13 protein-coding genes are annotated in these 12,746 nt (G+C 68.1%); 4 read left to right on the plus strand and 9 right to left on the minus strand.

What is annotated here, in order from left to right; all coding sequences use genetic code 11:
• Nucleotides 1-6 precede the first annotated feature (6 nt).
• The gene (locus ACSFBM_RS18695; RefSeq protein ID WP_435485674.1) at nucleotides 7-1,020 is read left to right on the plus strand and encodes an alpha/beta hydrolase; all 1,014 of its coding nucleotides are present in this window, start codon (nucleotides 7-9) and stop codon (nucleotides 1,018-1,020) included.
• Nucleotides 1,017-1,988, plus strand: coding sequence for a Bug family tripartite tricarboxylate transporter substrate binding protein (locus ACSFBM_RS18700; RefSeq protein ID WP_435485675.1), 972 nt, complete (start codon nucleotides 1,017-1,019; stop codon nucleotides 1,986-1,988). The genes ACSFBM_RS18695 and ACSFBM_RS18700 overlap by 4 nt, the downstream gene beginning before the upstream one ends.
• A gap of 20 nt (nucleotides 1,989-2,008) precedes the next feature.
• Here the strand turns inward: ACSFBM_RS18700 and ACSFBM_RS18705 are convergent, their stop codons facing one another.
• Entirely contained in the window at nucleotides 2,009-2,668 is a 660-nt protein-coding gene (locus tag ACSFBM_RS18705; RefSeq protein WP_435485676.1) for a glutathione S-transferase family protein, read from the minus strand.
• 111 nt (nucleotides 2,669-2,779) lie between these two features.
• On the opposite strand from ACSFBM_RS18705, the gene ACSFBM_RS18710 reads away from it, so the two are divergent.
• On the plus strand, nucleotides 2,780-3,673 hold the full coding sequence (locus ACSFBM_RS18710; RefSeq protein WP_435485677.1) for an AraC family transcriptional regulator: 894 nt from the start codon (nucleotides 2,780-2,782) through the stop codon (nucleotides 3,671-3,673).
• 110 nt (nucleotides 3,674-3,783) lie between these two features.
• Here the strand turns inward: ACSFBM_RS18710 and ACSFBM_RS18715 are convergent, their stop codons facing one another.
• Genes ACSFBM_RS18715 through ACSFBM_RS18750 form a run of 8 tightly spaced genes read right to left on the minus strand, consistent with a single transcriptional unit; the run spans nucleotide 3,784 to nucleotide 11,866 of the window.
• Nucleotides 3,784-4,866, minus strand: a complete 1,083-nt coding sequence (locus tag ACSFBM_RS18715) for a CaiB/BaiF CoA transferase family protein (RefSeq protein WP_435485678.1) — start codon at nucleotides 4,864-4,866, stop codon at nucleotides 3,784-3,786.
• On the minus strand, nucleotides 4,863-5,324 hold the full coding sequence (locus tag ACSFBM_RS18720; protein WP_435485679.1) for a Zn-ribbon domain-containing OB-fold protein: 462 nt from the start codon (nucleotides 5,322-5,324) through the stop codon (nucleotides 4,863-4,865). Before ACSFBM_RS18720 ends, ACSFBM_RS18715 begins: the two co-directional genes overlap by 4 nt.
• Nucleotides 5,321-6,502, minus strand: coding sequence for a thiolase C-terminal domain-containing protein (locus ACSFBM_RS18725; RefSeq protein ID WP_435485680.1), 1,182 nt, complete (start codon nucleotides 6,500-6,502; stop codon nucleotides 5,321-5,323). The genes ACSFBM_RS18720 and ACSFBM_RS18725 overlap by 4 nt, the downstream gene beginning before the upstream one ends.
• Nucleotides 6,499-7,791 (minus strand): CaiB/BaiF CoA transferase family protein, encoded by a 1,293-nt coding sequence (locus tag ACSFBM_RS18730; RefSeq protein ID WP_435485681.1) that lies wholly within the window; start codon nucleotides 7,789-7,791, stop codon nucleotides 6,499-6,501. Before ACSFBM_RS18730 ends, ACSFBM_RS18725 begins: the two co-directional genes overlap by 4 nt.
• An 11-nt stretch (nucleotides 7,792-7,802) precedes the next feature.
• Complete coding sequence (locus ACSFBM_RS18735; RefSeq protein WP_435485682.1) at nucleotides 7,803-8,783, minus strand: Bug family tripartite tricarboxylate transporter substrate binding protein; 981 nt, start codon at nucleotides 8,781-8,783, stop codon at nucleotides 7,803-7,805.
• Between the two features lie 58 nt (nucleotides 8,784-8,841).
• Nucleotides 8,842-9,576, minus strand: coding sequence for a FadR/GntR family transcriptional regulator (locus ACSFBM_RS18740; protein WP_435485683.1), 735 nt, complete (start codon nucleotides 9,574-9,576; stop codon nucleotides 8,842-8,844).
• 14 nt (nucleotides 9,577-9,590) lie between these two features.
• The gene (locus ACSFBM_RS18745; protein ID WP_435485684.1) at nucleotides 9,591-10,550 is read right to left on the minus strand and encodes a PDR/VanB family oxidoreductase; all 960 of its coding nucleotides are present in this window, start codon (nucleotides 10,548-10,550) and stop codon (nucleotides 9,591-9,593) included.
• Nucleotides 10,547-11,866: a Rieske 2Fe-2S domain-containing protein gene (locus tag ACSFBM_RS18750; RefSeq protein WP_435440894.1), complete on the minus strand. Its 1,320-nt coding sequence runs from the start codon at nucleotides 11,864-11,866 to the stop codon at nucleotides 10,547-10,549. Before ACSFBM_RS18750 ends, ACSFBM_RS18745 begins: the two co-directional genes overlap by 4 nt.
• A gap of 169 nt (nucleotides 11,867-12,035) precedes the next feature.
• On the opposite strand from ACSFBM_RS18750, the gene ACSFBM_RS18755 reads away from it, so the two are divergent.
• The gene (locus ACSFBM_RS18755; RefSeq protein ID WP_435485685.1) at nucleotides 12,036-12,746 is read left to right on the plus strand and encodes a nitroreductase; all 711 of its coding nucleotides are present in this window, start codon (nucleotides 12,036-12,038) and stop codon (nucleotides 12,744-12,746) included.

Below are 12,746 nucleotides of genomic sequence, written 5' to 3' on the forward strand. Positions count from 1 at the left end.
GGCGCGATGTCATACGATCAAGACCACACGCTGCGCCTTCGAAGCATCCGTAGCTTCCATGTAGGGGGAAGCGTGTGCAACCTGCGCGGTTTGCCTGTGGAGATGCGCCGCTTCGCCCAGAACGGGGCAGCACGCGCCGTCGATCCGAATGGCGACCACGTGACCGGCCAGATGTACGTTCAGGCGTATCTGCAGGCGGAGCCGCGACATCGTTGGCCAGTGCTGCTGTGGCATGGCGGCGGCATGACAGGTGCCAACTGGGAGAGTACGCCGGATGGCCGCCACGGCTGGCTCACTGATTTCCTTCGCGCGGGCTTCGACGTGTATGTCTGCGATGCTGTCGAACGGGGCCGTTCTTCATGGTCGCGCTGGCCGGAGATCTATGCCGAGGCGCCACTTTTTCGCACATTGAACGAGGGATGGGACATGTTCCGCATGGGCCCCCCAGGAAGCTACGGCAGCTACGACAGCGAGGGAAAACGACGAACGACGTACGCGCACCAACAGTTTCCAGTCGAAGCGTTCGACGCGTTTGCGTCGCAGTGGGTGCCGCGTTGGGCAGGGCATGAAGACATCACATTGCGCGCCTACGATGCGCTGCTTGCCCATGTCGGAACCTGCGTCGTCGTGGGCCACAGCCAAGGTGGCGGGTTCGCGCTGGAGGCCGCGCGCCGACATCCGGAGAGCGTCGCCGCCGTGGTCGCGCTCGAGCCGTCTGGCGCGCCCCGCGTCTCGCTCTCTCAGGCTTTGCAGTCGGCACAGGTCGGGCCGACGCCTCACCTGATCCTGTGGGGAGATCACATCACCGACCATCCGGTCTGGACGCGCTACCGCGAAACGGTGGACGACTATGCAGCGACCCTCACCCGGGCAGGCGTGCCGGTCTGCATCGACGATCTGCCACGCGCCGGCATCCTCGGCAATTCCCATTTCCCGATGATGGACCGCAATTCAGGGTTGATTGCCGAGCGTGTCATCGACTGGCTTTCCAACAACACAAGAGACATGGACCGATCATGAACAGGCGCCACTCGATATCCCTTGCACTGGGCCTCGCGGCCCTTGCGCTCAATGGCCACGCCCCGGCGCAAACGACCGCCTGGCCGTCGCGCCCCGTGCGCATCGTCGTGCCCTTCGGCGCGGGCAGCGGCAACGACATCGTCGCCCGACTGATGGCGGACCGGCTGTCGCGCAAGCTTGGACAGACCTTCATCGTCGACAACCGCGTCGGCGCCAATGGCGCCATCGGCGCAGATGTTGTCGCCCATTCCACGCCTGACGGCTATACGCTGTTCATCACGACCAACACGACACAGGCCGCAAACCCGAGCCTGATGAAGCGGCTCAACTACGACCCGATCAAGGATTTCACGCCGATCTCCCGCCTTGCCAACACACCCGCGTTGCTGGTGGTCCATCCCTCTGTTGCCGCCAAAACACTCCCAGAGCTCATCGCCCTGGCGAAATCGAAACCAGGCAAGCTGAGCTACGCCTCCGGCAGCGCGGGGACGCTCGTGCCAGGAGCCATGCTGGTGCACGCTGCGCACATCGACATGCTGAGCGTGCCCTACAAGACCATTCCCCAGGCCTTGAACGATGTGATCGCGGGGCAGGTTGAAATGATGTTCACCGACATGGCCACGGGCCTGCCGCAGGTCAGAGCGGGAAAGGTCCGGGCCATTGGCATCAGCAGCGTGCAGCCCGCTGCGTTGCTGCCCGATGTGCCGCCGATCGCGAAGACGCTGCCCGGCTTCGAGTTGCTCGCCTGGTATGCGCTTTATGCGCCGCGTGGCACGCCGGCAAATGTCATTGACAAATTGAACGCCGAAACGCGCGCCATCTTGGCGGATCGGGACGTGCAGGAGCGCTTTTCAGCTCTCGGGCTTGAGCCGATGAGCAGCAGCCCGCAAGAGTTGGCAGTGTTTGGCCGCAGCGAGCTGGAGAAATGGGGACAACTCATCAAGGCTGCCGGGATCGAGGCGGAGTAGCGAAACCCGATTGGATTCGCTCAGGGCAACGCGCCCAGCACTGGCTTCAAGTCCGGATCCGCCTTGCCCATTGCGCGTCGGTACGCCGGGCGCGCCCCAATCCGCTGCAGATAGGCCAGGATATGAGGCCACGGCGAGAGGTCGTAGGGCTTGAACAGGCGCATCGTGGTCAGCGAGAAGACGGCCATCACGTCGGCCGCGGTCAAGGTCGCACCAGCGAGGAACGGTGACGCGCTCAGCCGCTGATCGAGCGTCGACAACAGCAGCCCGAAGCGATCCTGCAGACGCTGCAGCGCGACGTTTTCCTTGGACGGATCGCTGCGCTCAAGAAACCACACCTGGAGGATCAGCGGCTGCAGGCTGGCGTTCGCGAAGTGGAACCAGTAGAGGTAGTCAGCGAACCCGGCCTGCTCGGGCCGCACGGCCAATCGGCCCTGGCCGCGGTTCGCGATCAGGTAGTCGATGATCGCGCCCGATTCGGCCAGCACCAACGCGCCGTCGGTGATCACCGGCGCCGAGCCAGCAGGGTGCAATGCCTTGTACTCCGGCGGCGCCATCCGGTTGTCCTGTCGGCGCTCATAGCGTCGCAAGGCGTAGTCGAGGTCGAGTTCCTCGCAAAGCCAGACAATGCGCTCCGATTGGGAGCGTCCGAGGTGGTGAACGATAAGAGATGTGGTCATGCAGTGACTGTATGGAATCACCCCCTCGCGCGCTTGTCGATAGCTCCGCGATCCTTGCTCGATCCTCCTCGCCCGCAGAGGAAAACGCATGGGCGGTGCTACGCTGCGTGCATGAACCTCACGGACCTCGCCGCGCTGGCGGCGCGCCAGCTTCCGCGCCCGGAAGGCGCCAGCAGCGATTACGTGCGACCGCTGAAGAATCTGGCCATTTACCGGCAGACCCGACCCAGCACGTTCGAAGCTGCGATCTACGAGCCCGTCGTAACCCTGGTCCTCCACGGACGCAAGGAGTTGATGCTGGGCATGCAGAGGTTCCGGATGAGCTCCGGCGAATGCCTCGTGGTCAGTCATGATCTGCCCGTGCAGGGTCGAGTAGTCGCCACGCCCTACCTCGCGTTGCTTTTCGACATCGAGCTGGACATGCTGCGCGACCTCATTGCTGCGACGGCCGACACGCCGCTTCCCTCGGCGCCGGCATGCTCACTGGCGGTGCATGCCTGCGACGACCGGCTCGTCGACGCGCTTTATCGTTATCTTGAGCTCGCGCAATCGCCGGCTGATGCCGCGGTGCTGGGCCCGCTGGTCACGCGCGAGATCCACTATCGGCTCGCAGTCGTTCCATTCGGTCGCATGCTGCGCGACCTGATCCGCCATGACAGCCACGCCAGCGCGATCGCGCGGGCGATCGCCCGTCTGCGGCGCGAGTTTCGCTCGCCGATCGAGATACCCGAACTCGCGCGCAGCGTCGGCATGAGCGCATCGGCGTTCCACAAGCACTTCAAGGCCATCACCGCGGCATCTCCGCTGCAATTCCGCAAGGGCCTGCAATTGCTGGAGGCGCGCCGCCTGCTGCACGCTGGCACGCTGTCTGTGACCAGCGCCGCGTTCGAAGTCGGCTACGAGAGCCCAGCGCAGTTCAGTCGGGACTACGCGCGCCGCTTCGGCAACTCACCTACGCACGATCGTCCCGGCAATCAACGGTCCGCCAATCCGCGTCATGCCTAGGGCACAGCTGACCAAGTCCACGGTCGAGGCTGCACGACAGGACGCCGAGCAGGCAGTTCAGCATCGGTGCTCACCGACCATGCCGGGGCTCGCCAGACGCGCCGTTTCCATCAGTCCCAGCGCGACCAGATTTCCACTGCACGCTGGGCCTCCGAGGGTGCCGATCCTTGAATTTTCGAAGGCGTGCGTGAAAAGCGCGGCGCCGGCGCAGGGTGCGTCACACCGTCCACATCGACGAACGCGCCGCGCGCGACCTGGTGCGGGTGTTCACGCGCCTCGCCAAGGGCCAGCACCGGCGCGAAGCAGGCGTCGCTGCCTTCGAGCAGTGCCGTCCATTCGTCGCGCGTGCGCGTGCGGAAGATGCGCGCCAGCTCGGCACGCAGCGCCGGCCACCGGGCCCGGTCGTTCTGCGCGTCGCGCAGCCCGGGGTCCACGTCCAGGCGCTCGCACAGGTCTGCGAAGAACTGTGGCTCGATAGGGCCGATGCACACGTACCGGGCGTCGGCGGTCTCGTAGGTGCCGTAGTACGGCGCCCCGCCGTCCAGCGCGTTGCGCCCGCGCTGCTCAACGAAGCTGCCGCGCAAGGCGCTGGTGGTGAACAGGCTCATGAGCGAGTTCACGCCGTCGGTGATGGCCGCGTCGACCACCTGTCCGCGTCCGGAGCGCTTCGCCTCGTGCAGCGCGGCCAGGATGCCCACGACCAGGTAGAGGCTGCCGCCCCCGTAGTCCCCCACCAGGTTGAGCGGCGGCACCGGCGCGCCGTCGGCGGGGCCGATGGCGTGCAGGGCGCCGGTCAGCGCGATGTAGTTGATGTCGTGGCCGGCCGACTGCGCCAGCGGGCCGTGCTGGCCCCAGCCGGTCATGCGGCCGTAGACCAGGCGCGGGTTGCGCGCCGCAACTGCGTCGGGACCCAGGCCCAGGCGTTCCATCACGCCGGGGCGGAAGCCTTCGACCAGCACGTCCGCGTGGTCGAGAAGACGCAGCACCTCCGCCCGTGCCTCGGCGCTTTTCAGGTCGGCCAGCACCACGCTGCGGCCCCGCCCGGTGATGTCGGTGCGGTCGCCGAGCTTGCGGCCCGGCCGGTCGATGGTGACCACGTCCGCACCCATGTCGCTCAGCAGCATGCACGCGAAAGGGCCGGGGCCGAGCCCTGCGAACTCGACGACCTTCAGGCCCGCGAGAGGTCCGCTCATGACGCACTCCTCAGCCGCCATTGCAGCAGCGAGAACGCAGGTCGCGCCTCGGTGTGATGCTCGTACACCCCTTCGACCTCGGCGCCGATGTGCACGGTTTGCATCGGGTCGCCCAGCAGGTTGCCGACCATTCGCACATGGCCCGCGTCGGGCAACTCGACGAGCACCACCAGGTAGGCGCCGTGCCCTTTCAGCGACGCATGCGCCGGATGCCACACGCGCTCCCAACTGAAGATGCGCCCGCGCGGCGCCACCTCTTCCCAGGCCGGGTCGAACGCGTGGCAGCGGTGGCACAGCCACTCGGGGCCGAACTGCCAGGTGCCGCATGCGGCGCAATGCTGCACGCGCAGCCGGCCCTCGCGCAGGCCAGACCAGTAGGGCGCCGAGAGGCCGTCGGGTTCCGCCACCGGAACCGGCAAGCCGGGCGGCAGGTAATGCGTGGTCGTCGTGTCGTTCACAGCACGTTCTCCGATGCCAGCAGCAGGTCGCTCACCGGCGTGACCATCGGCCCGCCGATCACCAGGGCCACATCGCTGCGCCGGGCCTGGCTGGTCGAGGTGCCGCGCACCTGGCGCACGGCCTCCAGCACCAGCTCGAAGCCGTGCATGTAGCACTCCGCCAGGTTGCCGCCGCTGGTGTTCAGCGGCAGCCGGCCTGAGGGCGCGAGCAGGTTGTCGAGCGTGAGGAATTCGTTCGCTTCTTCAGGGCGGAAGAAGCCGTGTTCGGCCAGCGCCATCGCCACGCCGCCGGTGAAGTTCTCGTAGCTCTGCACCACGCCGACATCGGCGGGTGTGATGCCGGCCATGGCGTACAGCTCGGGGGCCACGGTGGTGAAGCTTGCGCTCGCGTAGTCCGGCGCGTTGTGGGGAATGGCCCCGGCGCGGTAGCCCGAGCCGGTCGCCGCACCGAGCAGGTAGGCGGGCTTGCGTGCGAAGTCTTTCGCGCGCTCGGCGGCTACCAGCACGATGGCCGCGGCGCCGTCGTTTTCCATGCAGCAGTCGTACAGGTGGAAGGGCTCGGCGATCCAGCGGGAGGCCTCGTAGGTGGCCGCGTCCAGCGGCTTGCCGTGCATCACGGCGCGCGGGTTGGCTTGCGCATGGTGGTAGGAGGCCATGGCAATGGCGCGCATCGCCTCCTGCCGCACACCGTGCTCGTGCATGAAGCGCCGCACGCGCATGGCGAAGCGTTGCGGCGGCGAGAGCACGCCGTACGGCATCAGGTAGGCCTTCTCACCGGAGACGGTGTCCACGCCCCGCACCTGGCCGAAGCGGCCGTTCTGCCCCTGGGCCAACGCGCGGAACACCACCACGCAGTCGGCGAGCCCGGCCGCGATGGCCGCCGCGCCATTGGCCACGGCCGCGCAGCACCCGCCGCCGCCACCGCCCCATTGCATGGTTGCGCTGCGCAGGCGGTGCGTGCCCAGCGCGGCTGCCAGCCGCGATGCGTCGCTGCGGTCGTCGCTGTACGAGGCAAAGCCGTCGATGTCCCTCGGGTCGATGCCCGCGTCCGCGCAGGCCGCGAGGATGGCCTTCAGCGCGAGCTTGAATTCGGCGTCGGGCGACTGGCCGTGCTTGTAGTACGGGGTCTCGCCGATGCCGACGATGGCGACGCGCCCGCGCAGCGAGCGCTGCGTCATGCCGGTGCGCCGGCGGTCTCGTGCCGCACGGCCGGTGCGCCGAATGCGCCGGCCTGCGCCAGCACTTCCAGCCGGGCGTCGTCGTAGCCGAGCGCCTCGCGCAGCACCTCGTGCGTGTGCTGCCCGACGGTGGGGGCGGCCACCGGGTCGGCGATGGGCGTGCGGCCGTAGCGAATGGGCAGCGCCATGTTGGGCACCCAGCCGACGCCCGGATGCGGAATGCGCGTGACCAGCCGCCGCTCGCGCGCCTCCGGCGAGCGAATCGCCTCGCCCACCGAGCGCACCTCGCCGCACGGCACGCCGGCCGCGCGCATGCGCGCCTGCCAGTGCGACCATGGCTGCAGCGCAAAGGCCTCGCCCAGCAGCGCGAAGAGTTTTTCGCGTCGCGCGGAACGCTCGCGTCCGTTGGCAAAGCGCGGGTCGTCGGCCACGTCGGGCCGCTCGATCACCTGCGCCATCAGCCGCTGGAAGATCTTGTTGTTGCCGCAGTTGATATAGAACGAGCGGTCCTGCGCCTCGAACACGCCCGAGGGGCAGGTGTCGGGGCTGGTGTTGCCGTGGCGCTGGGGTTCGGCGCCGCTGAACACGTGCTGCAGCGTGGCGTAGCCCGTCATCAGCACGGCGTTGTCGAACAGCGCCACTTCCATCGACTGGCCGTGCCCGGTGCGTTCGCGTGCCACCAGCGCTCCGAGGATGGCGTTGGACGCCATCATCGCGGTGCTGATGTCCATCACCGGCGACAGCGCGCGCACGCCCTGGCGGTCGGCGTAGCCGTTCATCGACACGAAGCCGCTTTCGGCCTGGGCGATGGGGTCGAAGCCCAGCCGGTCGGCAAAGGCGCCCTCGCGACCGTAGGCCGAGACCGAGCAATACACCACCTCGGGGTTGGCCTTGCGGATGCTCTCGTAGTCCAGGCCGAAGCGCTCCATCACGCCGGTGGAGAAGTTCTCGACCACCACATCGGCCGTGGCCACCAGTGCGCGCGCCACCTCCAGCCCCTCGGGCGTCTTCAGGTCGAGCGCCACGCTGCGCTTGTTGCGGTTCGACCAGAGAAAGGGCGCGCCCTGGGCGAGCTCGGGGTGCACCGGCGGGTATTGGCGAAAGTCGTCGCCACGCCCGGGGGCCTCGATCTTCAGCACGTCGGCGCCCATGTCGGCCAGCATCATGGTGGCGAACGGGCCCGCGATGAAGTGCGTGAAGTCGACCACCTTGATGCCTTCGAGGGCCTGTGGCGCGCCCGCGGGGCGGGGCGTGTGTTCGGGAAAGTCGGTTTCGAGGTTTTCAAGCATGAAGGTGGTTCTCACATCTGGATGTTGGCTTTGCGCACGACCGGGCCCCACTGCGCCATTTCGTCGCGAATGAGCTTTTCGAGTTCTTGCGGCGTGCTGCTGCGCGCCTCCACGTTGCGCTCGGAGAACATCCTTCGCACCTCGGGGCGCGCGACCGCGGTGCTTATCGCCGCCTGCAGCCTGGCGACCACGTCCTGCGGCGTGTCCTTGGGCGCGAGCACGCCGAACCAGGCCGAGCTCCTGAAGCCCGGCACGTCGTCCGCAATGGCCGGCAGGCCCGGCACCGTTTCGGTGGGCTTGAGCGTGCCCACCGCCAGGTAGCGCACCTTGCCCGAGTTGACGAGCGTGGCACCGTCCAGCCCGGTGACGAAGGCGGCCTGCAGCTGGCCGCCGGCAAAGGCCGTCATCATCGGCGCGCCGCCGTTGTACGGAATGTGCTGCAGCTTGAGGCCCGCGGCCTCGTTGAAGTATTCGGCCGTGAGGTGCGACAGCGAACCGTTGCCGACCGAGCCGATGTTCAGCGACGTGCCGTTCTTCTTTGCATACGCGAGGAACTCCTTCATCGTCCTGGCCGGGCTGTCGGCGGGCACGGCCAGGATCATCGGCGTGATGGCCACGGTGGAAATGGGCCGCAGGTCTTTCAGCTCGTCGTACGGCACCTTGCGCATCAGCCCGACCACGGCGTTGGGGCCGGTGTTGCCGAACACCAGCGTGTAGCCGTCGGCCGGGGCCTTGGCAACGTAGTCCACCCCGATGGTGCCGCCCGCGCCGGGCTTGTTCTCGACGATGACGGTCTGGCCCAGCGTCTCGGTCATCGATTGCTGGATGGCACGCGCGAGCTGGTCGGTGCTGCCGCCGGCCGCGTACGGCACGATCATGCGAATCGGCTTGCTCGGGTAGCTGCCCTGGGCGAACGCGGGCAACACGCCGGCAGCGAGCCACAGGCATGCGGTGCACAGCAGCGTGCGTCGGGGGAGGAATGCGGGTTTCATGGTGAGGTCTCCTTGTTTTCGTGAATACGTGGGCCGGTTCAGGTCAGGTCAGTTCAATTCAGTTGCCGAGCACGCTCGACCAGTAGCTGCGGGCGCGGTCCATGTGCCGCAGGATGAGAAGCTGCGCCTTGGCCGAATCGCGCGCACGGATGTGTTCGAACAGCCGGCGGTGGTCGCGCAGCGAGGCCTTGCCTTGTGCCGTGTCCTCGAACATGGCCTGGCGGCGCTCGCCCGTGAACCGGTAGAAGGCATGCAGCACGCGCACCAGCACCGAGTTGTGCGTGGCGTCGACCAGCGCGATGTGGAATTCGGTGTCGGCGGCGGCGATGTTCCCGTCTTGCGACAGCACTTCTTCGGTACGTCGCAACACGGCTTCCATGCGCTCCAGGTCGGCCTCGGTGCGGCGCTGGCAGGCGAGGCCGGCGGCCAGCACCTCCAGGTGGCCGCGCACCTCCATCGTCTCGGCCACCTCGACCGGCGTGGGCGTGCCGCCCATGTCGGTGAGCATCACCAGCGCCTCGAAGCTGGCTTCGCGCTCCACGTGCCGCAGGTAGATGCCCGAGTTGGGCCGCGACTCGACGATGCGCAGCGTGACCAGCGTGGCGAGCGCCTCGCGCACGGCGTTGCGGCCCACGCCGAGGCGTTCGGCCAGGTCGCGCTCCGAAGGCAGCCGGTCGCCGGGCTGCAGGCGGCGGTCGCGCAGGTACGCCAGGATGCCGGCAATGGCACCGTGGCCACCTTGGCCGCCGGTGGGTTCCTGTGCCTCGGTGGTGGGGTCGAGCTTGGTGGCCATGGTGTGCATGCCGCTCAAAGGTCGAGCACCAGCGTCTTCGAGCGCGCGCCGGAGCAGCAGATCATGATGCTGTCGTTGGCCTGCTTTTCCTCGGCGCTCAGGAAGTCGTCGCGGTGGTCGGGCTCGCCCGCGATCACCTTGGTGCGGCAGGTGCCGCACACGCCCGCGGTGCAGGCATAGGGAACGTCGACGGCGTGGTCGAGCAGCGTGTCGAGAATGGTCTTGCCCGGTGCCACGGCAAGGCGCTGGCCGCTGCGCTCCAGCACCACGTCGTAGCCGCCTTCGGTGGCCGCCTCGCTGGCGGCGGCGAAGCGCTCGAAGTGCACCGTGCCCGCGGGCCGCGAGGCGCCGGCTGCGATGAAGGCGTCGATCATGCGTGCCGGGCCACAGCAGTACAGGTGCGTGCCGGGCGGCGCATCGCGCACGATGGCGGAGATGTCGAGCCGGTCCAGGCGCGAAGAGCCGAAGCAGAAGTCGACCTCGCGCCCGTCGCCCGCCATGGCACGCAGTGCGTCGGCGTAGGCGGTCTCGCGCGGCGAGCGGCTCGCGTAGTGCAGGCGCCACGGCCGGTCCAGCTCGCGCAGCCGGCGCAGCATCGACATGACCGGTGTGATGCCGATGCCGCCCGCGATGAACACGGAATGCGCCGTGTCTTCCACCAGGGCGAAGTCGTTGCTCGGCGGCGTGGCGCGCAGGCGGTCGCCCACGCGCGGGGTGGCGTGCATCCACGCGGAGCCGCCCTGGCCTTCGGCGTCGCGCTGCACCGCCACCACGTAGCGGCCCCCGTCGGAGGGCGCGTTGACCAGCGAGTAGCTGCGCACCATGCCGTGCGGCAGGTGCAGGTCGATGTGCGCGCCGGCGGTGAAGGCGGGCAGCGCGGCGTCGTTGGCCGATACGAACTCGTAAGACGCGATGCCCTCGGCCTCCAGCCGGATCTGGCGCAGGCGCAGGTCGATGGGAGCGGGCATGTTCATGGCGTGTAGCCGAAGTCGGCGCCCAGCCGCGCGGTCATCGCCTCGCGCCCCGAATCGTTCCATGACTCGCTGGCCGGCAGCGTGAGCGACACCGCGCGCACCATCGGCAGGTCGGGATCTTCAATGCGCGGAGGGCGCTGCTGGCGCACCGAGAGGTTGCGCACGGTTTCCAGCAGCAGCCGGCGCGTCATCGCGATGCCGGTGTCGCTCATGCCCAGGTGCTCCTTGGAGCGGTCGTAGATCGGGGCCACGCCCGACTGGCAGGCCGCGTCCTGCACCCACAGGCCCGGCAGGCCCGAGAACCAGGTTTTGGTCTGCGCGTCGTAGTTGAAGAGGAACGCGCTCTGCAGGTTGAACTTGGTCCAGTACTTCGCGTAGGGCTCGGTCGGCGGGCGCGGCGCGTAGGCGTTCACGCTCGGGTGGCCGGTCTCGCGGCCGGCGTGGCCGTTGTCGAAGATCTTGCGGGTCTTCTCGTAGAACGGCTGCGTCGGGTGGTACGAGAACATGATGCACAGCGTGTGGTGGTCGTCCAGCGGCACCCAGGCGTGGCCGCTGAGCTCGGGGTACTGCGACTGCGGCGGCACCAGCGTGTAGAAGGGCAGCATGAACTGGTTCACGCGCCAGTAGTGCGTGCGCTCGTCGAGCACGCGCTTTGAAGCCACGCTCATGCCGAAGTCCTGGCGCTTGCACTCGAAGGTGGGGCGCAGGTCTTTCTTGGCGGTCCAGTCGCTGATGGCGCCTTGCTGGTCGATGCGACCGTGCAGGATGGGGGCGTGCGCGGAGTCGATCTCGCCTTCCACCGCCTGCAGCCAGTTGCACTCCTGCACGCGAAAGCTCACGTACACGTTCTCCTCGGGCACCAGGTTCCACTCGAGGTTGGGCAGCGGCGGCAGGTTGTCGCGGTCGGGGCCCATGTAGGTCCAGGCGATGCCGTTGCGCTCGCGGCAGGGGTAGTTCTTGATCTGCACGGTGTCCTTGAGCCGGCTTTGCGCGGGCTCGGCCGGGGTGTCGAGCACGTGGCCGTCCACGCCGAACTTCCAGCCGTGGTAGATGCAGCGCACGCCGCAGTCCTCGTTGCGCCCGAACACCAGCGGCGCGCCGCGGTGCGGACAGGCATGGTCGATGAGGCCGATGCGGCCTTCGCTGTCGCGGAACGCCAGCAGCTCTTCGCCCAGCAGGCGCACGCGCTGCGGCTGTCCGTCGGCCTGCAGGTCGCGGCTGGGCAGGAAGGGAATCCAGTAGAGGCGCATCAGCTGCCCCATGGGGGTGCCGGCGCCGACGCGGACCAGGGTTTCGTTGTCTTCGTGGGAAAGCATGGGGGCAGATTCCTTGTGGGGACAGGTGCATGGCGGACACGGGTGTCGATCTGGTGTGTCCACTTTGGAGAACCAAATTGGTAGAACCAATGCTAGCTTCCGGCACGCGGGCCTGTAAAGCTGAAAGCCCAATAACCTTTAAAATGGATCAACCATAGAAGGATTGCCGATGGACCATGAGACAAGGAACACCCAGAACACCGCCGATACCTCGCAAGCCGCCGCCTTCGACGCCGTGCTCGACGCGCGCTACAGCTGCCGCGGCTACCTCGCCACGCCCGTGCCGCGCGAGGTGGTCGACGCCATCCTGCGCGCCGCGCAGCGCACCGCCTCGTGGTGCAACTCGCAGCCCTGGCAGGTCGCAGTGACCAGCGCCGCGGCCACCGAGCGCTTGCGCCAGGCCATGGCCACGCTGGAGGCGTCGGCCGACCCGTCCTTCGACATCGCTCCGCCTGCCGAATACCGGGGCGTGTACCGCGAGCGGCGGCGGGAATGCGGCTTCCAGCTGTACGACAGCGTGGGCATTGCGCACGGCGACCGCGAGGCCTCGGCGCGGCAGGCGGAGCTGAACTTCAGTTTCTTCGGCGCGCCGCACATGGCGCTGGTCACCACCGAGGCGGTGCTCGGCACCTACGGCGTGCTCGACTGCGGCGCGTACGTGAGCAACTTCATGCTGGCCGCCCGGGCGCGGGGCGTCGCGAGCGTTGCGCAGGCGGCCGTCGCCTCGCGCGCGAAGTTCCTGCACCGCTGGTTCGATGTTCCTGAAGACCGCCAGGTGGTGTGCGGAATTTCTTTCGGGTACGAAGACCCGGCGCACCCCGCGAACCGGTTCCGCACCACGCGCGCCACCATTGGCGAAGCGAGCCGCTGGGTCGATTGA

The organism is Variovorax pasteuri (genome assembly GCF_051216435.1).
Lineage (GTDB): Bacteria > Pseudomonadota > Gammaproteobacteria > Burkholderiales > Burkholderiaceae_C > Variovorax.

Coding starts and splice junctions, on each gene's coding strand:
- ACSFBM_RS18695 (WP_435485674.1), top strand. CDS start 7: ATGTCATACGATCAAGACCACACGCTGCGCCTTCGAAGCATCCGTAGC.
- ACSFBM_RS18735 (WP_435485682.1), bottom strand. CDS start 8,783: ATGAAACCCGCATTCCTCCCCCGACGCACGCTGCTGTGCACCGCATGC.
- ACSFBM_RS18725 (WP_435485680.1), bottom strand. CDS start 6,502: ATGACGCAGCGCTCGCTGCGCGGGCGCGTCGCCATCGTCGGCATCGGC.
- ACSFBM_RS18740 (WP_435485683.1), bottom strand. CDS start 9,576: ATGGCCACCAAGCTCGACCCCACCACCGAGGCACAGGAACCCACCGGC.
- ACSFBM_RS18750 (WP_435440894.1), bottom strand. CDS start 11,866: ATGCTTTCCCACGAAGACAACGAAACCCTGGTCCGCGTCGGCGCCGGC.
- ACSFBM_RS18730 (WP_435485681.1), bottom strand. CDS start 7,791: ATGCTTGAAAACCTCGAAACCGACTTTCCCGAACACACGCCCCGCCCC.
- ACSFBM_RS18755 (WP_435485685.1), top strand. CDS start 12,036: ATGGACCATGAGACAAGGAACACCCAGAACACCGCCGATACCTCGCAA.
- ACSFBM_RS18745 (WP_435485684.1), bottom strand. CDS start 10,550: ATGAACATGCCCGCTCCCATCGACCTGCGCCTGCGCCAGATCCGGCTG.
- ACSFBM_RS18705 (WP_435485676.1), bottom strand. CDS start 2,668: ATGACCACATCTCTTATCGTTCACCACCTCGGACGCTCCCAATCGGAG.
- ACSFBM_RS18700 (WP_435485675.1), top strand. CDS start 1,017: ATGAACAGGCGCCACTCGATATCCCTTGCACTGGGCCTCGCGGCCCTT.
- ACSFBM_RS18715 (WP_435485678.1), bottom strand. CDS start 4,866: ATGAGCGGACCTCTCGCGGGCCTGAAGGTCGTCGAGTTCGCAGGGCTC.
- ACSFBM_RS18710 (WP_435485677.1), top strand. CDS start 2,780: ATGAACCTCACGGACCTCGCCGCGCTGGCGGCGCGCCAGCTTCCGCGC.